This is a genomic window from Mitsuokella jalaludinii, assembly GCF_928722185.1.
GTDB lineage: Bacteria > Bacillota > Negativicutes > Selenomonadales > Selenomonadaceae > Mitsuokella > Mitsuokella jalaludinii.
On sequence record NZ_CAKMXA010000001.1, the window covers coordinates 1834071 to 1858199 of the forward strand.

General features: G+C 55.3%; 21 protein-coding genes, 2 tRNA genes and 1 pseudogene. 15 read left to right on the plus strand and 9 right to left on the minus strand.

Features of this window, described 5'->3' with window-relative positions:
• Positions 1 to 62 precede the first annotated feature (62 nt).
• The 10 genes from QDI87_RS08535 to QDI87_RS08580 all read left to right on the plus strand — a co-directional run bounded on the left by QDI87_RS08535 (position 63) and on the right by QDI87_RS08580 (position 11819).
• The gene (locus tag QDI87_RS08535; RefSeq protein ID WP_036375828.1) at positions 63 to 1232 is read left to right on the plus strand and encodes an iron-containing alcohol dehydrogenase; all 1170 of its coding nucleotides are present in this window, start codon (positions 63 to 65) and stop codon (positions 1230 to 1232) included.
• A 39-nt stretch (positions 1233 to 1271) separates the two neighbouring features.
• Positions 1272 to 2114, plus strand: coding sequence for a class II fructose-bisphosphate aldolase (locus QDI87_RS08540; protein WP_036375830.1), 843 nt, complete (start codon positions 1272 to 1274; stop codon positions 2112 to 2114).
• 13 nt (positions 2115 to 2127) lie between these two features.
• Entirely contained in the window at positions 2128 to 3162 is a 1035-nt protein-coding gene (gene iolC, locus QDI87_RS08545) for a 5-dehydro-2-deoxygluconokinase (RefSeq protein ID WP_036375833.1), read from the plus strand.
• Positions 3159 to 3956, plus strand: a complete 798-nt coding sequence (locus tag QDI87_RS08550; protein WP_036375835.1) for a 5-deoxy-glucuronate isomerase — start codon at positions 3159 to 3161, stop codon at positions 3954 to 3956. The genes iolC and QDI87_RS08550 overlap by 4 nt, the downstream gene beginning before the upstream one ends.
• 48 nt (positions 3957 to 4004) lie before the next feature.
• Entirely contained in the window at positions 4005 to 5954 is a 1950-nt protein-coding gene (gene iolD / locus QDI87_RS08555) for a 3D-(3,5/4)-trihydroxycyclohexane-1,2-dione acylhydrolase (decyclizing) (protein ID WP_036375837.1), read from the plus strand.
• 94 nt (positions 5955 to 6048) lie between these two features.
• Positions 6049 to 6936, plus strand: coding sequence for a myo-inosose-2 dehydratase (gene iolE, locus QDI87_RS08560; protein WP_005841104.1), 888 nt, complete (start codon positions 6049 to 6051; stop codon positions 6934 to 6936).
• Between the two features lie 127 nt (positions 6937 to 7063).
• Positions 7064 to 8479 (plus strand): GntP family permease, encoded by a 1416-nt coding sequence (locus QDI87_RS08565; protein WP_036375839.1) that lies wholly within the window; start codon positions 7064 to 7066, stop codon positions 8477 to 8479.
• 44 nt (positions 8480 to 8523) lie between these two features.
• Positions 8524 to 9414 carry a DMT family transporter gene (locus tag QDI87_RS08570; RefSeq protein ID WP_226868311.1) on the plus strand — a complete coding sequence of 297 codons (891 nt, stop codon included), beginning with the start codon at positions 8524 to 8526 and terminating at the stop codon, positions 9412 to 9414.
• Positions 9415 to 9727: 313 nt separating this feature from the next.
• Positions 9728 to 11119: an MFS transporter gene (locus QDI87_RS08575; RefSeq protein ID WP_270527965.1), complete on the plus strand. Its 1392-nt coding sequence runs from the start codon at positions 9728 to 9730 to the stop codon at positions 11117 to 11119.
• 88 nt (positions 11120 to 11207) lie between these two features.
• Entirely contained in the window at positions 11208 to 11819 is a 612-nt protein-coding gene (locus QDI87_RS08580) for an AAA family ATPase (RefSeq protein WP_270527964.1), read from the plus strand.
• Between the two features lie 56 nt (positions 11820 to 11875).
• Here the strand turns inward: QDI87_RS08580 and arsB are convergent, their stop codons facing one another.
• Together arsB and QDI87_RS08590 are read right to left on the minus strand one after the other, a co-directional pair.
• Complete coding sequence (arsB, locus tag QDI87_RS08585) at positions 11876 to 12922, minus strand: ACR3 family arsenite efflux transporter (protein WP_278742947.1); 1047 nt, start codon at positions 12920 to 12922, stop codon at positions 11876 to 11878.
• A 64-nt stretch (positions 12923 to 12986) separates the two neighbouring features.
• Complete coding sequence (locus tag QDI87_RS08590; RefSeq protein WP_278742950.1) at positions 12987 to 13301, minus strand: ArsR/SmtB family transcription factor; 315 nt, start codon at positions 13299 to 13301, stop codon at positions 12987 to 12989.
• Positions 13302 to 13492: 191 nt separating this feature from the next.
• Here QDI87_RS08590 and QDI87_RS08595 point away from each other — a divergent pair, with 191 nt between their 5' ends.
• From QDI87_RS08595 to tnpB, 3 genes and pseudogenes are all read left to right on the plus strand, one after another.
• Positions 13493 to 14341, plus strand: coding sequence for a DMT family transporter (locus tag QDI87_RS08595; RefSeq protein WP_270527962.1), 849 nt, complete (start codon positions 13493 to 13495; stop codon positions 14339 to 14341).
• Between the two features lie 151 nt (positions 14342 to 14492).
• Positions 14493 to 14900, plus strand: coding sequence for an IS200/IS605 family transposase (gene tnpA / locus QDI87_RS08600; RefSeq protein ID WP_270527961.1), 408 nt, complete (start codon positions 14493 to 14495; stop codon positions 14898 to 14900).
• Positions 14901 to 14904: 4 nt separating this feature from the next.
• A pseudogene (gene tnpB / locus QDI87_RS08605) lies at positions 14905 to 16029 on the plus strand (IS200/IS605 family element RNA-guided endonuclease TnpB).
• 405 nt (positions 16030 to 16434) lie between these two features.
• Here tnpB and QDI87_RS08610 read toward each other — a convergent pair.
• From QDI87_RS08610 to QDI87_RS08620, 3 genes are all read right to left on the minus strand, one after another.
• A complete protein-coding gene (locus QDI87_RS08610; protein WP_278742958.1) occupies positions 16435 to 17274 on the minus strand; it encodes a helix-turn-helix transcriptional regulator in 840 nt (279 codons plus the stop codon).
• Between the two features lie 291 nt (positions 17275 to 17565).
• Entirely contained in the window at positions 17566 to 18591 is a 1026-nt protein-coding gene (gene iolG, locus QDI87_RS08615; protein ID WP_055162567.1) for an inositol 2-dehydrogenase, read from the minus strand.
• 330 nt (positions 18592 to 18921) lie between these two features.
• Positions 18922 to 20100, minus strand: a complete 1179-nt coding sequence (locus QDI87_RS08620; protein WP_278742961.1) for an iron-containing alcohol dehydrogenase — start codon at positions 20098 to 20100, stop codon at positions 18922 to 18924.
• Positions 20101 to 20386: 286 nt separating this feature from the next.
• Here QDI87_RS08620 and QDI87_RS08625 point away from each other — a divergent pair, with 286 nt between their 5' ends.
• Complete coding sequence (locus QDI87_RS08625; protein ID WP_055162573.1) at positions 20387 to 21319, plus strand: LysR family transcriptional regulator; 933 nt, start codon at positions 20387 to 20389, stop codon at positions 21317 to 21319.
• A gap of 61 nt (positions 21320 to 21380) precedes the next feature.
• On the opposite strand, the gene QDI87_RS08630 is transcribed toward QDI87_RS08625, so the two are convergent.
• The 3 genes from QDI87_RS08630 to QDI87_RS08640 form a co-directional block, all read right to left on the minus strand.
• A complete protein-coding gene (locus QDI87_RS08630) occupies positions 21381 to 21842 on the minus strand; it encodes an RpiB/LacA/LacB family sugar-phosphate isomerase (RefSeq protein WP_055162576.1) in 462 nt (153 codons plus the stop codon).
• A gap of 127 nt (positions 21843 to 21969) precedes the next feature.
• A tRNA-Thr gene (locus tag QDI87_RS08635) sits at positions 21970 to 22045 on the minus strand.
• Positions 22046 to 22051: 6 nt separating this feature from the next.
• Positions 22052 to 22127, minus strand: a tRNA-Thr gene (locus tag QDI87_RS08640).
• Between the two features lie 203 nt (positions 22128 to 22330).
• On the opposite strand from QDI87_RS08640, the gene QDI87_RS08645 reads away from it, so the two are divergent.
• Positions 22331 to 23362 carry a hypothetical protein gene (locus QDI87_RS08645; RefSeq protein WP_036378364.1) on the plus strand — a complete coding sequence of 344 codons (1032 nt, stop codon included), beginning with the start codon at positions 22331 to 22333 and terminating at the stop codon, positions 23360 to 23362.
• A 76-nt stretch (positions 23363 to 23438) separates the two neighbouring features.
• Here the strand turns inward: QDI87_RS08645 and QDI87_RS08650 are convergent, their stop codons facing one another.
• Positions 23439 to 23675, minus strand: coding sequence for an XRE family transcriptional regulator (locus QDI87_RS08650; protein WP_248617180.1), 237 nt, complete (start codon positions 23673 to 23675; stop codon positions 23439 to 23441).
• Between the last annotated feature and the right edge of the window lie 454 nt (positions 23676 to 24129).

Genomic DNA, 24129 nt, shown 5'->3' on the forward strand with positions numbered 1-24129 from the left:
GGTAATCAAAAGGTTATCAACAACAGCGTTGATACTATCATCAGAATAGGAGAGTGGACAACATGGGTTATACGTTTATGGTTCCGGCAAAGATCATCTCGGGCACGAATGTCATTGAAGAACTCGGCCAGCACATCCAGGGCAAGGGCACGAAGGCCCTGATCGTCACGGATCAGTTCATGGTGAAGTTTGGCAATGCGGCGAAAGTCGAGAATGCACTCGCCAAGGCGAATATCCCGTACGTCACCTTCGCTGGTGCCAATTCGGAGCCGACGGACAAGATCGTCGATGCCGGCCTGAAGGTATACCGTGAAGAAGGCTGCGACTTCCTCGTTGCTCTCGGCGGTGGCAGCCCCATGGATACGGCAAAGGCCATCATGTTCATGTCGACACAGCCGGAAGGCAAGAAGATCAACGAGTTCATGCATGTCAACATCGACATGCCGGTCCCGTATCTCGTCGCCATCCCGACGACGGCTGGCACGGGCTCTGAGGTCACGAAGAACACAATCATCGCTGATACGGAGAACAACGTCAAGATGCTGCTCGGCGGCCCGTCCATCATCCCGGCTCTCGCTGTTGTCGATCCGACCTTCACGATGACGGCTCCGCCATCTGTCACGGCTGCAACGGGTATCGATGCGCTCTGCCATTCGATCGAGGCTTACACGAGCCGCAAGGCACAGCCGCTGACCGATACGTTCGCACTCTCGGCCATCAAGAAGATCCACAAGAACCTGCCGATCTGCTACAAGGATGGCAAGAACGTCGAAGCCCGCCTGCAGATGAGCATCGCGGCAACGGAAGCCGGCATCGCCTTCAACAATGCCTCCGTCACGATCGTCCATGGCATGAGCCGCCCGATCGGCGCTCTGTTCCACATCGCACATGGCGTCTCGAATGCCATCCTGCTGCCGGCCTGCATGAAGTTCGCCATCGAGGAGAACACGGCACGCTTTGCCACGATTGCACGCGTCATGGGTGTTGCGGATGACGCTACGCCGGACCACGATGCAGCTGAGGCATTCGTCGCAGAGGTCACGCGCTTCTGCAAGGAAGTCGGCATCCCGTCGGCAGAGTCCCTGCTCGAGCAGCGCGGCTTCAAGAAGGAAGACTTCCTCGCACAGCTCGACAAGATGGCTTCCGATGCGCTCGAGAGCGGCAGCCCGCAGAACACGATGCGCATCCCGACGAAGGAACAGCTCATCGAGATCTACAAGGAACTCTTCTGATTTCGCAAGAACCCGCATGATAGAATAGGAGGGGTGGTCATGCCACTCGTACATTTGACAGACCTCATAAGCAAGCCAGACAACACATACGCAATTGGCGCGTTCAATGTCTCGGATATGGAGATGGCCATGGGTGCCATCAAGGCGGCAGAAGAGCTCCATGCTCCGCTGATCCTGCAGATTGCAGAAGGCCGCCTGCGCTACTCGCCGCTCGACCTGCTTGGCCCCGTGATGATCGCGGCCGCCAAGAAGTGCTCGATGCCGACGGCCGTTCATCTCGACCACGGCAGCACGATGGAGACAATCAAGCTTGCGCTCGACCTCGGCTTCACGTCCGTCATGTTCGACGGTTCGAAATATCCGCTCGATGAGAACATCGCCCGCACGCAGGAAGTCGTCAAGCTTGCGAGGAGCTACGGCGCTGACGTCGAAGGTGAGATCGGCCGCGTCGGCGGCGCGGAGGGCGACTACAAGAGCGTGGATGTCCTCGTCACGAGCGTCGAGGAAGCCAAGCGCTTTGCCGAGGAATCCGGCATCGATGCGATGGCCGTCGCAATCGGAACGGCACATGGCAACTACAAGGAGAAGCCGCAGCTCCGCATCGACCGCCTCAAGGAAATCCATGCGGCCGTCAAGACGCCGCTCGTCCTGCACGGCGGCACGGGCCTGACGGAAGAGGATTTCCGGACTTGCCTTGCCAACGGCATCCAGAAGATCAACATCGCCACGGCGTCGTACGACGCTTCGGCAGCGAAGATAAAGGAAGTCGCTGCAGCGAACCCGCAGGCAAAGTACTTCGATTTCAGCGATGCCATCGTACAGGGCACCTACGAGAATGTAAAGAAACACATGCACATCTTCGGGCTCGAACAGAAGGCATGAGGAGGATAAAGAAATGGCACTCATTAGCTTTGATGAAAACAAGAAACGCGATGTCGTCCTGATTGGCCGCGTCACGCTGGATTTCAATCCGAATGAACTGAACCGCACGCTGGACAAGGTCAAGACTTTCTCCATGTACCTCGGCGGTTCGCCGGGAAACATGGCTGTCGGCATCAACAAGTTGGGCAAGAACGTCGGCTTCATCGGCTGTGTATCTGACGACCAGTTCGGCGACTTCGTTCTCAATTACTTCAATGAGCGTGGCATTGACACGTCCCAGATGACGCGCGCCAAGAACGGCGAGCGCATGGGCCTGACGTTCACGGAGATCAAGAGCCCGACGGAGTCGAGCATCCTGATGTACCGCGACCAGGTCGCTGACCTCGAGATTGCGCCGGAAGATGTCGATGAGCAGTACATCGCTGACAGCAAGATCCTGATTGTCTCCGGTACGGCGCTCTCGAAGAGCCCGTCGCGTGAGGCATGCCTGCTGGCTGTCCAGTATGCCAAGAAACATGGCACGCGCGTCATCTTCGATATCGACTATCGCCCGTACAGCTGGCGCAGCAAGAAGGACATCCAGATCTACTACTCGCTGCTCGCGAGCATGGCCGATGTCATCATCGGTTCGCGCGATGAGGTCAACCTCACGGAAGGTCTCGATGAGGAGGCAACGGAGCCGGCAGATCACGTCATCGCTGAGAAGTACATCGAGCAGGGTGCCAAGATTGTCATCATCAAGCACGGCAAGAAGGGCTCGATCGCTTACACGGCCGACAAGAAGGCCTACAAGGTTGAGTCGTACCACATCAAGCTGCTGAAGTCGTTCGGCGGCGGCGATGCGTATGGCAGCGCCTTTGTCTATGGCCTGCTCGCAGGCTGGACGGTGCCGCAGGCTCTGCAGCACGGCACGGCACACGCCGCTATGGTCGTCGCAAGCCACAGCTGCTCGGATGCCATGCAGACGGTCGAGCAGATTGACGCTTTCATGCAGGAACATAAAGACGAGAAAGTCATCACGGAATTGGATTGGGAGGCAGCATTATGAGATTCGGTCGCTTAGGTCAGCTCAAGCACGGCTACAATGCAATGACGACGCGCGAGAGCGATATGCTCATGGATATCGGTTACCAGGAGATGGATGAGAACGAGATCGTCGAGTTCGAAGATCCCCTTCAGGAGACGGCCTTCGTCATCACGACGGGCGATGTGGAGATCTGCTGGAATGGCAAGAAAGAGCTCATGCATCGCGAGTCGCTGCTCGACGAGAACCCGTACTGCCTGCACGTGCCGCACGGCGTCAAGGTCGTCGTCAAGGCCCTGAAGAAATCGGAGCTCCTGATCCAGAAGACGCTCAACGACCGCGACTTTGAGCCGGTCTTCTACCGTCCGAAAGATGTCCAGGCTGACGTTTTCGGCGGCGGCGTATGGCAGGGCACGGCAGAGCGCACGGTCCGCACGATCTTCGATTACGACAATGCGCCGTACTCCAACATGGTCAACGGCGAAGTCATCATGACGCCGGGCTGCTGGACGGGCTACACGCCGCACAATCATCCGCAGCCGGAAGTCTATACCTACAAAGTCGACCGTCCGCAGGGCTTTGGCTGTGCGTTCATCGGCGACAACGTCTTCAAGATCGAGGACAACACCTGGTCGGAGATCTCGGGCGGCTACATGCATCCGCAGTGCGCAGCTCCTGGCTACGCCATCTGGTACAGCTGGATGATTCGTCATCTCGACGGCGATCCGTGGAAGAAGACGCGCAATGACCTGCCGGAGCACACCTGGCTGCTCGAGCCGGATGCCGATTCGAAGATCTGGCAGCCGCACAAGAAGTGATAGCGTATCCGCGACGTGGTGAAACGTGGCATAGTGGAGGGGATTCCAATGGCTAAGACAATCAGACTCACGGTAGCACAGGCTCTCGTGAAGTTCCTCAATAATCAGTATGTAGAATTTGACGGCAAGGAAGTGCCGATGTTCGAAGGCATCTTCGGCATCTTCGGCCACGGCAATGTCATCGGCATCGGCCAGGCTCTCGAAGAGGATCCGGGCCATCTGATCATGCGCATGGGCCGCAATGAGCAGGGCATGGCACATGCAGCGATGGGCTTTGCCAAGCAGAAGCGCCGCAAGCAGATGTACGCCTGCACGTCTTCCGTCGGCCCGGGCGCTGCCAACATGGTCACGGCAGCTGCTACGGCTACGGCAAACTGCATCCCAGTCCTGTTCCTGCCGGGTGACACGTACGCTGACCGCCAGCCGGATCCGGTACTCCAGCAGATGGAGCAGACGGTAAGCCTGACGACGACGACGAACGACGCCTTCCGCGCTGTCTGCAAATACTGGGACCGCGTCACGCGTCCTGAAATCCTCATGACGGCCTGCATCAATGCGATGCGCGTCCTGACGGATCCGGCTGAGACGGGTGCTGTCTGCATCGCTCTGCCGCAGGATGTCGAAGGCGAGGCCTGGGATTACCCGGATTACTTCTTCCAGAAGCGCGTTCATCACATCGACCGCGTAAAACCGACGGAGCGCGCCATTGAAGAGGCTGTCAAGGCCATCGCGAAGGCTGAGCGCCCGCTGATGATCTTCGGCGGCGGCGTCAAGTACTCCGAGGCAGAGGCTGTCTTCCAGAAATTCGCTGAGAAGTACGGCATCCCGTTCGGCGAGACGCAGGCCGGCAAGGGCACGATCACGTGGGAGCACGAGCTCAACATGGGCGGTGTTGGTGAGACGGGCGGCCTCGCAGCCAACACGCTTGCAAAAGATGCAGATGTCGTCATCGGCGTCGGCACGCGCTACACGGACTTCACGACGTCCTCCAAGTGGATCTTCCAGAACCCGAACGTCCAGTACGTCAACATCAACGTCTCCCGTTTCCACGCCTACAAGCTCGACGGCATCCAGGTCGTCGGCGATGCCGGTGCGGCACTCGAGATGCTCGACGAGGCACTCGGCAAGACGGGCTACCATGTATCAGATGCTTACGCCGCGGACATCAAAGCCGCAAAGGCAGCCTACACGAAGGAAGTCGAGCGTGTCTTCCACATCCAGTTCGGCGACAACTTCGTGCCGGAAGTCGACGATGATTTCGATTACAAGGCTGCAGAGAAAGCCTATAAAGAGGCAGTCGGCGAGACGCTGCCGCAGACGCGCGTCCTCGGTCTGCTCGAAGAGCACATGGATCCGAACGGCATCATCGTCGGTGCATCGGGCTCCCTGCCGGGCGACCTGCAGCGCGTATGGCGTCCGAAGACGGTTGGCAGCTACCATGTCGAGTACGGCTTCTCCTGCATGGGTTATGAAGTCAACGCAGCACTCGGCGTCAAGCTCGCTGAGCCGCAGCGCGAAGTCTATGCGCTCGTTGGCGACTACGCTTACATGATGCTCCATTCGGAACTGCCGACGTCCATCGCTGAGGGCAAGAAGATCAACGTCATCCTGTTCGACAACATGCAGGGCGGTTGCATCAACAACCTCGAGATCGGCCATGGCCAGGGCAGCTACGGCACGGAGTTCCGCTTCCGCAACGAGAAGACGGGCCAGCTCGACGGTGCCTATGTACCGGTTGACTTCGCCATGAACGCCGCTTCCTACGGCTGCAAGAGCTACACGGCTCATACCGAGGAAGAGCTCATCGCGGCTATCGAGGATGCCAAGAAGCAGAAGGTCTCGACGCTCATCGACTGCAAGGTCATGCCGAAGACGATGGTTCATGGTTACGGTGACTGGTGGCGTGTCGGCGTCGCACAGGTCTCCAAGAGCAAGAAGATTCACGACTGCTACGAGAATCTCATGAAGCCGCATTACGATGCAGCTCGCAAGTATTGATTTGTTTTCTTGTCTATCTTGTGTATGAAGGGTACCTGCCGCATCTGCGGCGGGGAGGCCCTGTTGTATAAATTGAATTTTGGGGGTTTATCAAATGGCTAATATCAAACTTGGTATCGCTCCGATTGCTTGGACGAACGACGACATGCCGGATCTCGGCAAAGAGAATACGTTTGAACAGTGCGTCAGTGAGATGGCACTGGCTGGCTTCACGGGCTGCGAGATCGGTAACAAGTACCCGAAAGATCCGGCTGTCCTCAAGAAAGCACTCGACCTTCGCGGACTCCAGATCGCCAGCGCATGGTTCAGCTCCTACCTCCTCACGCAGCCGTACGAGCAGGTCGAGAAGGACTTCATCAAGCACTGCGAATTCCTCAAGGCCATGGGCGCGAAGTTCTGCAACGTCGCAGAGCAGGGCACGAGCGTTCAGGGCAAGCTCGACAAGGCTGTCTTCCGCGACAAGCCACACAACACGGAAGAGCAGTGGAAGACGCTCGCTGAGGGCCTCAACAAGCTCGGTGCTGTCGCCAAGAAGATTGGCCTGACGATGACGTACCATCATCACATGGGCACCTGTGTCCAGACGACGGAAGAGATTGACCGCCTCATGGAGATGACGGATCCAGACCTCGTCTTCCTGCTCTACGATACGGGCCATCTCGTCTGCTCCGGTGAGGACCCGATCTACATCCTCAAGAAGTACCTGCCGCGCATCCGTCACGTACATCTCAAGGACATCCGCATGGACATCCGCAACAAAGTCAAGGAAGAGAACATGAGCTTCCTCGCAGGCGTCCGCGCAGGCATGTTCACGGTCCCGGGCGATGGCGACTTCGACTTCGGTCCGGTCTTCGACATCATCAATGACAGCGACTACGATGGCTGGTTCATCGTCGAAGCTGAGCAGGATCCGGCCAAAGCCAATCCGCTCGAGTACGCGATCAAAGCTCGCAAGTACATCAAGGAAAAAGCACATATCTGATTGCCGTAAGGCATCGGATTCCCAGAAAGGCTGCTCTCCTGTCCACTATGGGCAGGGGAGCTTTTTTTCTGCCGGTTCACCGTTTCTCTTGGAATTATTCAGGATCATCTAGAAAGGAATTATCCCCATGGGCATCAGCATGATTGTCTTCAGCCTGATACTTTTGATGTTCTTCGCGTATCGTGGCTATTCCATCATCTTCATCGCACCGATTTTCGCCGTCGTCGCCGCCATCGGCAGCGGCCACGCCTCCATGCCGGTCTACAGTGAGATCTATATGACGAAAGCCGCGGAGTACATCAAGACGTATTACCCCGTCTTCCTGCTCGGCGCCGTCTTCGCCAAGATCATGGAGCAGGGCGGGCTCGCGGCGGCCGTGGCCGACAAGATCGTCTCGGCGCTGGGCCGCGACAAGGCCATTCTGGCCGTACTGCTCGGATGCGGCGTCCTGACGTACGGCGGTCTCTCTGTCTTCGTCGTCGCCTTTGTCATGTACCCATTTGCTGCCATCCTCTTCAAGCAGGCTGATATCCCGAAGCGTCTGTTGCCGGGGCTGCTCTGGATGGGTATCTTCACCTACAGCATGGTGGCCATCCCGGGCACACCGCAGATCCAGAACATCATTCCGACGTCGTTCTTTGGCACTTCGACCTGGTCGGCTCCGGTGCTCGGCCTCATCGGTGCCGTGCTCTACTTCGGACTGGCCTGGGGCTGGATCAGCTATCGCCACAAGAAACTCAAGGCAAAGGGTGAGGGATACGGTCACCATGTGCTCAATGAGCCGGAGGAGTCGCGGGAGGCTCTGCCGGACTGGCGCCTGTCCTCACTGCCGCTGCTTCTCGTCATCGTGCTGAATCTCCTGATCAGCAATCCGTTCCACTGGGATTGGGCGTACCACTGGGATCCGGAAAGCCTCGACAGTTTCATCCCACTGCACCTCTCCCTGCTCGCGGGCGGCGTCGACAAGGTACAGGCCATCTGGTCCATCAATGCGGCTCTTATCGTGAGCTCCATCGTCGCGGCCATCATCGGCCGCAGACGGCTGAGACTCAAGGGCGGTCTCTCAAAGCCCATCAACACGGGAGCCATCGGCTCGACGACGGCCATCCTCAACGTAGCTTCAGGCTACGCCTACGGCTGTGTCATCGCAGCCTTGCCAGCCTTCACGATCATCAAGGAAGCATTGCTCGGCCTGCACCTCGGCGACGGCCCGCTGATGTCTGCCATCGTGACGACGGGCATCATGACGGGCGTCACGGGCTCTTCCTCGGGCGGCATGACGATTGCCCTCGGCATGCTCGGACAGGAGTGGCTGGCCTGGGCGCAGCAGATCGGCATGAGTGCAGATGTCCTGCACCGCATCATCTGCATGGCCTCTGAGTGCATCGACACCGTGCCGCAGTCGGGCGCACTCGTCACACTGCTCGCCGTCTGCGGCCTGACGCATCGCGAGTCGTATTACGACGTTGTGATCCTGACGCTCCTGAAGACGCTTGTCGTCTTCGCCTGCCTGGGCGTCTACCTGATGACAGGTATTGAATGACGAGCAGCAGAGATCGAGACGCTAGAAAAAGGAGGATGTCTCATATGGACGAAGCGACAAAACGAAAGACGTATTTCCTGTTGGCGGCGACGACGATCATCTGGGGCATCCAGCCGCTCTGCATCAAGTGGCTCGTGACGACCTGGTCGCCTGTGACGATCACGGCCATGCGCTACTACCTGATTGGCACGACGCTCCTGGCACTCTCCGTCTACCGCGGCGAGCGCCTGCTGCCGCCGCGCAGCTGCCTCCTCGGTCTCTTCTTCATGGGGGTCACGGGCATTGGGCTCAATAATGTCATGCAGTTCACGGGCCTCGCTATCTCGACGGTGACGAACTGCACGCTGATCGCGGCGGCCAGCCCCGCCATCACGGCATTCATGGCGGTCATCTTCGTGCGCGAGCGGCTGAGCCTGCTGGCCTGGGGAGGCATCGTCCTGTCCTTCCTCGGCGCGCTGCTCGTCATCAGCCACGGCTCGCTCAACGTGATCCAGACGATGTCGTTCAATGCAGGCGATATCCTCTTCCTGCTTGCGCAGGTGGCCTGGACGACGTATTCTCTGATTGCCCTGAAGATCATGCGCCGTATGTCTGCGCTTCAGACGACGGGCTGGGCCGGGCTCTTCGGCGCCTTCATCGTGACGGGCTACGGCTTGGTGACGGGGCAGTTCGCGCCCGTCATGCTGACGCCCACGCTCTGGATTGCGTTCTTCTACACGGTCATCTTCGGCGGCGTCATGGCGATGCTCTTCTGGAACATCGGCGTGCACAATGCCGGTGCCAGCGTCACCTCCATCTTCCAGAACATCACGCCAGTCGTCGGCATGATCGGCGGTGTCCTCTGCTTCGGCGAGGTCATCGGCATCATGGAACTGCTCGGCGCAGCGGCCATCTTTGGCGGCGTCTACCTGACGACACATGGCGGCCTTCGGTGAGTCGGCCCTCAGAGAGATTACTAGAAAAGCGGTCAGATGCATGGCGTTTGACCGCTTTTCTTATTGTTTTAGAGGCAAAAAACAATATTTTATAGCAAGATAATTCGCCTTCATAAAGATAGCCCCAAGAAAGCATTGAAAATGCTAAGAAAGATAACAAAAGAAAATCATAACATACTCAAGAAAGACAAGAAAGTATAGATGAAATAGTTCGAAAAATATTAATATAGTATATAGATAGAGATGAAGAGCGACTTCATCCACGAGATATCAAATGTATCATCATTCAATATTCAATTGGGAGGGGTTTTCAATGAGTAATCCAGGAGCAGCTCCGGCTGAATCCGGTGCGCATCTGCCTTGGCTGACGCGTATAGCGTACGGTCTCGGTGATACGGCACAGAACGTCGTCTGGGGTGCAATGGGCATCCTGACATTCTTCTACACCGACTACGCGGGCATCGACCCGGCCATGGTCGGTCTGGTCATGTTGATTTCCCGTTGCTTCGATGGTTTCTCCGATGTCATCATGGGCTTCATCGTAGAGCGCACGAATTCCAAATGGGGCAAATCAAGACCGTGGATTCTCTGGATGAGCGTGCCATTCGCTATTTCCATCGTCCTCATCTATACGGTACCACATGGTTCCTCGGCTATGCAGTTTGCATACCTGTTCGTGACCTACAACCTCTGCACGACGGTCTGCTACACGGCACTCAACCTGCCGTACGGTTCGCTGTCCGCGATGATGACGCGCTCCTCGAAAGAGCGTGACATGCTTTCCATCACGCGTATGTGCCTGTCTCCTTGGGGCCGTATCCTTTCCGTCTCGGCTACGCTGCCGCTCGTCAAGATCTTTGGCGACAATCAGATGGCCTGGGTCGAAGTCATGAGCGTATGGGCTGTCGTTGCCCTGCTGCTGCTGCTCTTCTGCTTCTCGAAATGTAAAGAGACGGTCGTCATCGAGGCGCGCAAGAAGGTCGCTAAGGTACCAGTCGGCAAAGCACTCAAGTGCCTGGCCGTCAACAAATACTTCTGGGCTGGCATGATCATCTGGATGATGCAGAACGTCATCTTCACGATCACCGGTACCATCCTGCCGTATTACTGCAAGTACATCTTCATGGATGATTCGCTGTACAGCGGACTGTACCTCTTGGAGACGCTCATCACGATCTTTGTCATGGCCGTCTTCAGCCCGAGACTCCTCAAGCGTTTCGGCAAGCGCAACATGAGCCTTTACGGTGTCATCATCTGCTTCGTCGGTCATGCGATCTTCCTGCTGAACCCGACGGACTTCAACTGGGTCGTCTTCAGCTGCGTCATCCGCGGCATCGGTTTTGCTCCGGTCCAGTCCGTCATCTTCGGCTTCCTCGGCGATGCTGTTGAGTATGGCCAGTGGAAGACCCACATCCGCCAGGAAGGCCTGATCTTCTCCGGCGGTTCCGTCGGCACGAAGGTTGGCTCCGGCCTCACGAGTGCAGCCTTGACGGGCCTGCTCTCCTACGTTGGCTATGTTGCATCTTCTTCGGGTGCAGTCGCTCAGTCTCAGGACGTCATCAACATGATCGTCTCCATCTACGAGTGGGGCCCGATCTTCGTCTGGGCTGTCCTGCTTCTCGTCCTGTTCTTCTACAAGCTCGATAAGGTCTATCCGCAGATCATGCGTGACCTCATCGCTCGTGAAGCAAAAGGCGAGCTCTGATATCTGCTATATGTACAGCCGGCTTGTTCTATGGATGAGCCGGCTTTATGTTTAGAATTTCTTTGTATTTTGGAAGGAGAGGGAATTTATGGAAAAGAACACGCTTGTCACGATCACGCGTCAGTACGGCAGCGGCGGCCGTGAGGTCGCAGACCTCGTGGCGAAGAAGATGGGGGTGCGCCGCTATGACCGCAAAGTCGTGGCCATGGCTGCCGAGAAGCTCGGCGATGAGGCGAACTTCCACGATCTCATTGAGCGCTCGTACAATGCGCCGGACAACTGCCTTGGCAACCTCGGCGACTACGCCTATGAGCGCGTGCCGCAGCACAACCGCATGTACATCGAGCAGGCCAAGGTCATCCTCGAGGTCGCGAAAGAGGACGGCAGCGCTGTATTCCTCGGCCGCTGCGCGGACTACATCCTCAAGGATCAACCCAATACATATTCCTTCTTCATCTACGCGGATGATGATTACCGCCTGGCCCGCGCCAAGACGCACTATGCCGGCCATACGATCAAGGAGCTCGATGCCGAGGACAAGCACCGCGAGCAGTACTATGCTTATTACACGGGCCGCACCTGGGGCGATCCGCAGAATTACGACCTCATGATCAACACGAGCAAGATCTCGCTCGAGGCCGCAGCTGACCTGATCATTTCGTACATCGAACTGCGTCAGAAAAAAGCGGCTGAGGCCTGAGACATCGTTTCACAAAAAATAAACCATCCATACGGATGGTTTATTTTTTGCTGTGTTTAGTTGCGGAAATGCTGCCTGCTCGCATTGGCAATGCGCACGAGCGTCAGCATAACGGGGACTTCCGTCAGCACGCCGACGGTCGTCGCGAGAGCTGCGGGGCTCGTCACGCCGAATAGGGCGATGGCCACGGCAACGGCGAGCTCGAAGAAATTCGAGGCGCCGATGAACCCGGCCGGGGCGGCGATGGCAAAGGGCAGGCGCAGCAGATAGCAAACGCCGTAGGTAAGGAAGAAAATCAGGAAGGTCTGCAGGATGAGCGGCACGGCAATCAGCACGATGTGCAGGGGATTCTCGAGGATGACCTGTGCCTGGGAACTGAAGATGATGACGAGCGTCAAGAGCAGGCCCCAGGTCGTCACGCCGTCGAATTTGTGGACGAAGATCTGGTCAAAGTAGGCCTGCCCCTTGCGGCGGATGACGGAGAGGCGCGTGAGGATGCCGCCAATCAGCGGGATGACGACAAAGAGGACGATGCTCAGGAACAGCATATCATACGGAACGGTGACATGAGAGACGCCGAGCAGGAACTTGACGATTGGCACAAAGGCCACGAGGATGATCAAGTCATTTGTGGCGACCTGGATGACGGTGTAGGCAGGGTTGCCGCGCGTCAGCGTGCTCCAGACAAAGACCATGGCTGTGCAGGGAGCAGCGCCCAGGAGCACCGCTCCGGCCAGGTAAGACGTGGCAAGGTTTTCTGGCAGCATGGCGCGGAAGATGACGAAGAAGAAGAGATAAGCGAGGGCGTACATCGTGAACGGCTTGATGAGCCAGTTGGCGATCCAGGTCACGAAGAGTCCTTTGGGCGCCCTGCTGACGGCCTTGACGCTCTTGAAGTCGACCTTCATCATCATCGGGTAGATCATGAGCCAGATCAGGATGGCGATCGGGATCGAGATGCCGTCAACCTGGAGTGTCGAGAGAAAGGCGGGCACAGACGGCAGGAAATGGCCGATGGCGACGCCGACGATCATGCAGAGCAGGACCCAGACGGTCAGGTAGCGCTGGAAGAAATTGATGCCGCCCGCTTGTTCATGTTGCATAGAAAACACCTCTTGGATAGATAGATAGAAATTTGTAAATCTATAAAAGAAAAAAATACTGCCGTCACTCGCGGCAGCGGCAGTCAGTGGCCAGGTCATCTGTCGGCGTTGTGTGGCCGAGTGCCTGGAGGCAGGCGCCGATCCTGTCGAGGGTCTCGGCCCGGCGTGTGTAGTAGATCCACTTTCCCGCTTTGCGACTCGTGACGAGTCCTGCGTCGCAGAGGATTTTCATGTGGTGTGAGAGTGTTGGTTGAGAAAGATCCAGATTCCCGAGCAGCACACAGGCGCATTGCTCCCCACTGCCCAGAAGCTCGAGGATATGCAGTCGGTTGGCATCTGCCAGGGCCTTGAGAATCTTGACGGTTTCCATGGAATCCATCGAAAGCACCTCCTGTAGTCATATCGATGTACATCAATGTAATAAGCTCAGTATAGAGCAGGGACAGGGGGTTGTCAAGGCGTCTGACAGGATGCTATAAGATTTTGTGAATCTTATTTTTCTTTTGACTCGATGTGGTAGTATAAAAGATATATGTGAATGGCGTTGCGCATTTGTAGGAGGCGATTTTCTTGATCAAGGCATTATGCTTGATTTATCTGATCTGGGGCATGAATTGGGTCGTCATGAAGACGGCGAATTCGTTCTTTCCGCCCATTACCTTTGTGGCGTACCGATTTTTGTTCGGTGCGGCCGTCCTGTTGTCGGTCTGGCTCTGGCTGCGCCTGCCGCTGCCGAAGAAGAAGTACTGGCCGTGGATTTTTCTCACAGGCATCCTGCAGATGGGACTCAACAACATCGCGGCGCAGACGAGCATGGTGACGCTCGGCGCAGGCATGGTCTCCGTGCTCAATTACAGCATGCCGGTCTTTGCCGCCGTCATGGCGCACTTCCTGCTTGGAGAGAAATTGACATGGCGCAAGGGGCTCGGCATTGTTCTGGCCCTTGCCGGCATGGCCGTCCTCATGGATGTGCATGCGGGCGGCGATGTCACGGCCATCTTCATCGGCCTTCTGAGCGCCGTCTTCTGGGGCCTCGCGAGCATCTTCGTCAAGCTCAAGCTGTCGGATGTCAACGCGATTTCCCTGACGACGTGGCAGATGGTCTGTGCATCCTTGACGCTGCTCGTCTACACGACAGCCGTGCCGCAGGGACCGGTCATCTGGAACAAAGAATCCATCCTCTGCCTGCTCTACAACGGCGTGCTCGCTTCCGCTCTGGCATTCTTTCTCTGGAGCTGGATCCTGCAGCACATCGAGGTCAGCAAGGCATCCGTCGCGGTGCTGGCTGTGCCGATCGTCGGCGTCATCGGCGGCATTATCTGCCTCGGCGAACCCATGACGCTGCATATCCTTTTGGGCATGCTCATGATCATGGCCGGCATTTACGTCGTCGTCACCCGCAGGAAGCAGCGGGCATAATAAAAGGCGGTGAAGGGAGGATATGGTATGGCAGTTGAAGAACCGGGCGTGCTCTGGCGCGACGGCGTGCCCGCTGAATTTACGTAAAGAATTGAAGGCGGACAACTCCCCAACTATTGTATTAGTTTAGCGTATGTTGTATAATATAAATATGAAAAGAATATACCATTCAAATCACAACATCGTCTATTCATGCAAGTATCATGTCGTATTCTGCCCCAAATACCGCCGTAAGGTTTTAGTGAACGGTGTAGATACAAGATTGAAGGAGCTTGTTGAGCAGATTGCCGAGGAGTATTCGTTCGAGGTCATTGAGATGGAGATCATGCCAGACCATGTTCATCTCCTCTTGGAAGTTGACCCTCAGTTCGGTATCCATAAGGCAGTCAAAACTATAAAAGGCAGGACATCGCGGATACTTCGGCAGGAATTCCATTTCTTGACAACGAAACTGCCGACACTTTGGACAAATTCCTATTTTGTCTCGACAGTAGGCGGTGCTCCCTTGGGAATCGTCAAACAGTATATCGAGAGCCAGAAAACATCGCAAAGAAAGTGAGAATGTGGAAACATATACACTGGGATACAAATTTCGCATCTATCCGAATAAGACGCAGGCACGGTTAATCAACCGCACGCTCGGCTGTGTCCGTTTCGTGTTTAACCACTTCCTTGCGGTCAGGTGTGATGAATGGAAAGCGAACCATCATTCTCTGACTTACGTCAAGACGTGTCAGCTCCTCACCAATCTCAAGAAGCGCGAGGATACATCCTGGCTTTCCGAAGCAGACAGCATGGCGTTGCAGGAATCTCTGCGCAATCTTGACCGCGCCTATGAGAACTTCTTCCAAAAAAGAGCAGGCTATCCGCGTTTCAAGTCAAAGCATAGTCGCAGTCAGTCCTACCGGACGCGCAATCAGGGAAACGGCATCCGCATCGAAGGCAACCGGATCAAGCTGCCGAAGGTCGGCCTTGTGAAAATCAAGCAGAGCCGGACGTTTGAAGGCAGGATCCTGAATGCCACAGTCAGCCGCGCAGATTCTGGAACATACTTTGTTTCCCTTTGCGTCGAGATGGACAAAACGGCGCTGCTTCATCCAAACGGCGGCAGGCAGATTGGCATTGACGTTGGTCTGAAAGCGTTCTATTCGGACAGCGACGGCAATACGGTGGCGAGTCCGCGCCCGCTCAAGAGCCTCCAGCGCCAGCTCCGTCGAGAACAGAGGCGGCTCTCTCGCAAAATGCCGAAATCAAGGAATCGAGAGAAAGCCCGTATCTGTGTTGCACGCCTCCATGAACGCATTGCAAACATTCGCAAGGACTTCCTGCACAAGTTGTCCACACGGCTTGCCCGTGAAAACCAAACGGTCGCCGTGGAACACTTGAATATCAAAGGAATGCTTCGGAATCACAGACTTGCAAAGTCGATTTCCGATGTAAGTTGGAGTGAGTTTTTCCGCCAGCTTGCGTACAAGACGGAACTGCACGGCGGCGAACTGCTGAAAGTGGATACCTTCTACCCGTCGAGCCAGACCTGCAGTCTTTGCGGCTATTAGAACCCGCTGACGAAGGACCTGAAGGTTCACGAATGGGATTGCCCGGCGTGTGGAACGCATCACGACAGGGATGTGAATGCCGCAAAGAATATCCTGCGCAAGGCTTTGGAGGACAGATCCACAGCGGCATAAGCTGTAATAAATATGTACCGTGGGGCACACGGGAATTCACGCTTGGGGAAATCGTGTAAGACGCCAATTCTTTGGAGGCGGCGCAGTGGTTGTCGAACCAAGAATCCCCTGCCTGTAGGTATGGGGAGTGTCAAGATGGCACGAAATCAACATAGATTGCCTTTGCCACGACGCAGTCGTACAAAGAAGACAAGCCGGTTGCCATCGAATATTGAGCAGTGCTGGAAGATACGAGCAAGCGACATATAAGACATATAAAATGAAAGTATGCCAGCCACAGCGCCAAGCGTTGCGGCTGGCATACTTTCATACGATAGGCATGGTACAAAATCATCCCAATGTTGCCCTGGAGGGATGAAGGTGCAAAAGGCCCGGCAGAGCGCGATGGCTCTGTCGGGCCTTTGGTCAGACTGTCCATTTGCGGCGGTATTCGCCCGGTGTCATGCCGAGCGCGCCCTTGAAGACGTTCTGGAAGTAATTGGAGTTGTTGTAGCCGACCTGAGCGGCAATCTGGGTGATTGTCATGTCTGTGTTGATCAAGAGGTTTTGAGCCTCGCCGATGCGGCGCAGGATGACGTACTTCATCGGTGAGAGGCCAATCTCTGCCTTGAAGAGGTGAGAGAGGTAATAGGCATTCGTATGTGTGGCAGCGGCGATGTCACCGAGGCGGATGTTCTCTTTGTAGTTCTTGTCGATGAAGGCGCGGGCTTTTGCCGCGAGCGTCGGCGTCTGCTGGCGCTGTTTTACACCTTCTTCGCGCAGGAGCGCTGTGAGCTTGGCGGCAAGTGCCATGGTGAGATAGTTGGCAATCTCAGCGTGCGCCTTTGCCTCCTGCTCGATGGCTGCGAAGAGGTTCAGGATCTCGGAGAAGTGCTGCTTCGTTGGCTGGATGGGGCAGTATCCGTCCGGCAGCAGATGATCGACGGACAGTCCCTCGATGCGGAGCCCGTTGATCGCGATGCAGTAGGTTGCCAGGTTGCTGCCACTGCCACCGAATTCGTCGTGGACGGTATGGCTGTTGTAAAAGATCAGGTCGCCCTTCTGCGCCGTGTAGCGCTGTCCGTCAATCATGTAGATGCCCGCACCCTGCGTGATGAGCACGACTTCACAGAGATAATCATGCTCGTGCATGCTTCGCGGCATATGCGAGGCATCTGCTCCGACGTGACAGACGTATTCGAGACGCGGCGTGGAGTTCTTGCAGAAGGTAGAACGATAGCGGTGATTGGGAAAATACTGAAGCAACAAACTCCCCTCCTGACAGAGTGCATATATCAAATAGATCGTAACATAATCATTCTGCATCATGTATCTGGTTCTATTTTAGCAGAGTGCACATATATGTGCAAATATTTTATCATGAATTTATCAAGAATAAATCAATATATAACATATACTTATAACAAAAAGGACCCCGGGGAAGGGGCCCTTTGATTTGGTATGGAACCATGCGGCAGGGGGTGCCGCACGGAGAGGAACGGAGAGGAACGAAGGAATAAATGATTGGGTTCAGGATCGGTAGAAGATGATGTTGAATCAGAGGCCGTACTGGGCGCGGATCTCTGCAATCTTGACCGGGCGATGCTCTTCGACCGACTTCTTGGCAGCGAGGCCAATGAGGACCGGCTGCAGGCCGTCGTTTGCATTGACCGGGGTCGGCGTGTCATTGACGATCGCTTCGACGAACTGATTGACTTCGTTTGCATAAGCCATCATGTAGCGCTCGAGGAAGAAGAACATCGGCTTCTCGGCGATGACGCCGTCCTTGCAGCTGTAGACTGCATTGGAATCCGAATCGTTGGAGATGGCGACGCAGCCCTTTGTGCCGAAGACTTCAGCGCGCTGGTCATAGCCATAGCAAGCGGCACGGCAGTTGTCGATGACAGCCGTAGCGCCATTGTCGAGCTTCAGCGTGATGATGGCCGTATCGATGTCGCCAGCCTTGCCGATTTCCGGATCGACGGTGACAGAGCCCTCTGCATAGACTTCCTCGACTTCTGCGCCGGAGAGATAGCGGACCATATCGAAGTCATGAATCGTCATGTCGAGGAAGATACCGCCGGAAATCTTTACGTAATCGATGGAAGGCGGTTCCGGATCACGGGACGTGATCTTGATGATCTGCTGCTTGCCGACTTTTCCGGCGACGACAGCATCGCGGATAGCCTTGAAGTTGTGGTCAAAGCGGCGGTTGAAGCCGACCTGGTATTTCTTGCCCGTCTCTTTGACGACGTCGAGAACTTCCTTGATCTTATTGACATCATGGTCAATCGGTTTCTCACAGAAGACGTGCTTGCCGGCGCGCAGTGCTTCGATGGAGAGCGGGGAATGCTGGTCCGTGGAAGCGCAGATCAGGACGGCTTCAATCTCAGGATCGTTGAAGATCTCATGGTAATCTTTCGTCGTCTTCTCGATGCCGAGGGACTTTGCCCAAGCTTCCGTCTTCTCGTTCATGAACGGATCAGCAATCGTCTTGACCGTTGCGTTCTTGACGAACTTCGAGATGCTCTCGCCATGTACATGACCGATACGGCCTGCACCGATAATACCAACTTTAATCATTGTGATAACCGCCTTTCTCTGACTGCTATTGAACAATTTTTTGTTATCTATATTGTTCTTCTTGATTAACTTTATGTTTATTATAGCATGAAGTGCACCGTATATTCTTCATTTTTTTGGTGTAATTTTTTGAAAAGTACAGGGATGATTCAAGCGGGACGGAGGTGTGTGGAAACAGGACTATAAAATCTTGCTGTCATGATGGCGGGAATGCGAATTGATGTGGTATTGATGGGAATTGATGGGGATTGATAGAAATTGGAAGAAGCAGACATATCAAAAGAGGCTGCCGATACGGCAGCCTCTTTTATGCGGGGGATTATGGGGGAATCAGAGCGTAGAGTCAACCCAGTCGCCTTCGTAGGCGCGGCGGTAGAGCTCGACGACCTCGTCCTTCGTGTATTTGCGCGGGCTCGTCAGGGCGCAGGCGTCCTTGAGGGCGTTGCCTGCCATGAGCTCGAAGTCCTCTGGCTTTACGCCGAGTTCCTTGAGCGTCTGCGGGATGCCGACTTCGCGGCTCAGGCGGCGGATGGCATTGATGCCCTTGTCGGCGGCATCGTTCGTGCTGAGGCCGTCGATCATCTCGCCCATCGCGCGGGCGATGTCGCGGAAGCGGTTGAGGTTGCTGATGAGGTTGAACTCACAGACGTACGGCAGCAGGATGGCATTGCAGACGCCGTGCGGCAGATTGTAGAAACCGCCGAGCTGGTGAGCCATGGCGTGGACGTAGCCGAGGGAGGCATTGTTGAACGCGATGCCTGCGAGGTACTGGCCATAGGCCATCTTGTCGCGGGCGTAGAGGTAATCGCCGTTGGCGACGGCTTTCGGCAGGTACTTCTGGATCATGTTGATGGCCTGCAGGGCGGCGGCATCCGTCAGCGGGTTGGCGGCGGAGGAGACGTATGCCTCGATGGCGTGCGTCAGAGCGTCCATGCCCGTTGCGGCCGTGAGGCGCGGCGGCATGCCCTTCATGAGGACCGGGTCGTTGATGGCGATCTGCGGCGTGACGCGCCAGTCGAGGATGGCCATCTTGACCTTGCGGCGTGTGTCCGTGATGATGCAGAAACGCGTGATCTCGGAGGCCGTGCCAGCCGTTGTGTTGATGGCCATCAGCGGGACCATCTTGTTCTTGGAGATGTCGATGCCTTCGTAGTCGTAAATCTCACCGCCGTTGGCCGCAATGAGGCCGATGGCCTTCGCGCAGTCGTGCGAAGAACCGCCGCCGAGAGAGAGGATGCAGTCGCATTTGTTTTCTTTGAAAGCCGCTACGCCAGCCACGACGTTCTTGTCTGTCGGGTTCGGTTCAGCGCCGCCGAAGATGTACGTCGGCAGGCCTTCATCCTCGAGAATCTTCTTGACCTGGTCAGCCATGCCGGACTTCGCGAGGAAAGCGTCCGTGACAATCATCGGATGCGTGCCGTCTAGGCTCTTCATGAGCTTGCCAGCTTCATTGACAGCACCTTCGCCAAAGACATTGCGGGTCGGCAGGAAATAATATGTTAACGACATGGGAAGACCTCCTTACAGAATTCTTGTTCTCATCTATTTCTTTCTTGATTTGATGTCTTTATTATAGTATGAAATTGAATATAAGTATAATACTAGATGTTTTATTCAAGACATAATCTAAAATATATGATAAAATAGAGATATATCATGAATACTTTGCATGTATTTCTTACATATCAAAGGATACTGCCATTTTAGCGATTTTGTTCTAAAAATCACATATATCATGATTTGCAAAATTACTTATTGATTTCATAGGATAATTCTTATACTAGGAGGAATTCGCTTGGAGATCCGTCATTTTCATTATATCCGGACCATTTATGAGATGGGCTCTATCTCGCGTGCGGCAGAGAAACTCTATATCTCGCAGCCATCGCTCTCGCAGCTCTTGAAGAGTGTCGAAAAAAAGGTTGGTGCGCCGCTCTTCGATCGTAGCTTGAAGCCGCTGCGCCCGACGACCATCGGGCAGAAGTACTTGGAGACGGCACAGCAGATCATGGAGCTTGACACAGAGTTCCGCCGCTATGTCGAGGATGAGCTCGGCTGCGCGCAGGGGAACCTCGTCGTCGGCAGTTCGCCGTTCCGCAGTACGTACTTCCTCGCGGCATTCCTGCCGAAATTCCAGGCGGAATATCCGGGAATCCGCCTGCAGCTGGCGGAGCACACCTCGAAGCGCTTGGAGGAATCGGTGCTCTCTGGTGATGTCGACCTCATCATCGCGACACAGCCGGTCGATGAGGATGCCTTCTCGTTTGCAGAGCTCTATTCGGAGGAGATGGTTCTCGTCCTGCCGGCCAATCATGAACTGTCCAAGAAGTACCATCTGCCGCAGGACTGCCATGGCACGCTGCCGCTCCTGCCCATCGGTCTCCTGAAAGACACGCCGTTCATTCAGATGCACAGCGAGCAGAAGCTCCATCAACAGCTTCTCTCACTGTGCGCGGAAGCCGGCTTTGTCCCGCAGATCTACTTGCAGACACGCAGCATGGAGACGGCCCTGACACTGGCGTCTGCGGGCCTCGGCGCGACGCTGCTGCCGATGACGCTCCTGCGCGCCTTCCAGCCGGAGACGCGACCGTGTTATGCGGCGCTGCCGACGCGCCCACGCCGCCATGCACTCGTCGCCTGGCGCAAGAAGGCGTATTTGTCGCATGCGGCGCGCGCCTTTATTGACTTGCTCGTCAATTACTGCCGCGACAAAGGCGATCGCGTATAGATAAAATGCCCAGGCATGATGCCTGGGCATTTCTCTGTAAGGGTATGACGTTTTCAGTCGTTTATTTTACGGCGACACAGTGCTTGGCGTCGATTTTCTGGACTTTCTTGACGCGGCGGCGGTATTTTTCGGCCGTCAGAGGATCGGTGTGCATCCAGGTCTTGACGATCTCCATGGCAATCGCCGGCCCGATGATCTTGCCGCCGAGGCAGAGGACGTTGCTGTCGTTGTGCTGGCGGGCGAGGGCGGCGCAGAACGGGTCCTGGCAGACGACGGCGAAGATGCCGCGCAGTTTGTTGGCGATCATCGCGCTGCCGTAGCCGACGCCGTCGACAAAGATGCCGCGGTCGCATTCACCCTTTGCGACGGAGAGTGCAGCCGGGTAGACGAAGTCCGACAGGTCACAGGACTCTTCGTCGTACGTGCCGAAATCCTTGACTTCATGGCCTTCGCTCTCAAGATACGCCTTGATCTCGTTCTTGAGTTTCGTGCCGGCATGGTCATTTGCCATTGCAATCTTCATGATGATTCCTCCTGTTTATCGCTTCAAAGCTCTGCTCTCTTCCATTATTATAGCAGATGATGGCAGATGGAGGCAGGGGCGGACAACAAAAAAGGCTTTCGATTTCTCGAAAGCCTGATGTTCCAGATGGAGCTGATTATAGGACTTGAACCTACGACCTGCTCATTACGAATGAGCTGCTCTACCAACTGAGCTAAATCAGCAAAAGATGGAGCTGATTATAGGACTTGAACCTACGACCTGCTCATTACGAATGAGCTGCTCTACCAACTGAGCTAAATCAGCATCTGTCGCTTGTCGCAACTGACAAGATATAGTATATCGATATCGCGCCTGTCTGTCAATCTTTTTTTTGCGATTCCGCAAAATTTTTTTGAGGAGGTGGAATCTGCCTGAAATTCATGCGTTTTTAATTGGCAGGCGGATTCTACATCCGTATAATAGTAGTTAGCAAAGTACACTATTTTACGTTAGGATGGTGTTGGGTTATGAAGGGACTATGGCGAGCCTGTCTCGTGCTGATGGCGGCTGTCTGTATCTGGCCGGGCGGTATGAGTCCTGCTGAAGCGGCGCCTCAGGTCATCGAGGCGACGGGCGTCTACATCATGGGCGACAACGATTCGCCGAAGATCGCGCGCGATGCGGCGCGGCAGGAGGCCATGCGCGCCGCTGTCGAGAAGGCCGGCGTCTACGTCGAGAGTTATTCGCGCACCAAGAACATGCAGCTGACAGAGGATGACGTCAAGATGATCTCGGGCGCCGTGCTCAAGGTCATCAAGGAGGATTCCGTGCCGGAACTTTCGGGCAAGACATGGAAGTACACCGTCAACCTGACGGCAGAGGTCGACACCGACAACATCGACTTCAAGGCCATGCTGGCCAAGAAGGATGAAATCGAGAAATTGCAGCAGGAGCGCGACGCCCTCAAGAAGCAGAACGAGGAGCTCCTGCAGCAGTACCAGAAGGCCAACGGACTGGAGAAGCGCAAGCTCGGCACGCGGCTCGAGACGAATTACGATTACGGCAAGATCTTCGACCGCAGCATGGGCAACATCCAGCGCAGTGAATACACGAAGGCCATCGATGAGCTGACGACGCTCATCGGGGACCGCCAGGTGACAGGCAACCCGCGCGCCTATGCCTACTACCTGCGCGGCCGCGCCTACTACGGCCTCAACCGGCCGCACGACGCGCTCGAGGACTTCAGCGCGGCCAACGCGACGAAGCACGATAACGCGACGTATCCCATCTGGCGCTGTCATCAGTACGAAGGCCTCATCTACTACGACGAGGGACGCTACGACGACGCCGTGCGCGAGCTCGAGATTGCCTGGAACTATTCCGACAAGCAAGACCAGGCGCTCGCCAACGACCTGCGCACCGCGCGTCTCGCTGCCGAGCGCGCCAAGAACCCGCCGCCACAGCAGCCGGCCGAGCAAGGTTCCGGCAGTTCAAGCGGCCGCATCGACTGGACGAAGATCCTCACTGACATCATCATCCACTCGATGGACAAGGGCTGAGGATGCGATAAAGAAAATACGAAATTTAGTACAGCTCACGATTTTGTGGGCTGTTTTTTTTACAAAAAAATCCTGCTCAGAATTTAGAGAGCAGGATGATCAAAGCTGTTTTCTTCTCGTCAGAGAGGTCGTGGATCAGTGCGGTGAGGTGTTCGTCGATGGAGGCACTCTCTGGCGTTGCGGCATGTTCCTGTCCAACGGTTGCGAGATCATCGAGCGATAGGTTGAGGGCGCGGCATATCTTCAGGACATTGTCCATGGCAGCGCCGCCGATAGAGCCATTCAGGATAGACAATAATGTTGTGTAGGGCATATTGATCTCCTGGGAAAAGGCCTTGAGTGTATACCCCTTTGATTTGATCAAGGTCTTGATGAAATCCTCTCGGGTCATCTTGCACCTGCTTTCTCGATAACATCTGTTTATAGATGAAATCCTGATTTAAAAACTACTATTTATTATAGCGGCGCCATAATGCTTTTTCAATACCAGAATCGCGCCGGACCGCCTTTATTCTCGTGATATATACGAAAAAACATAATGATACACGAAATATAGTATTGACAGAACACGATATTTCGTGTATCATTACGAATGTAAACACGAAATAATATTACAAAAACCAATCAAAACGATATTTTGACATTTCACAGTGGAAGGGTTTGAGCCCTGCTGCAAAGCAGCCCTTGTTGTCGTATTCCGCTTCTGTAGCAATGTTTATCCATATCACAGCTAGAAGTCTGAAATATCGAAAGGATTGGAACCATCT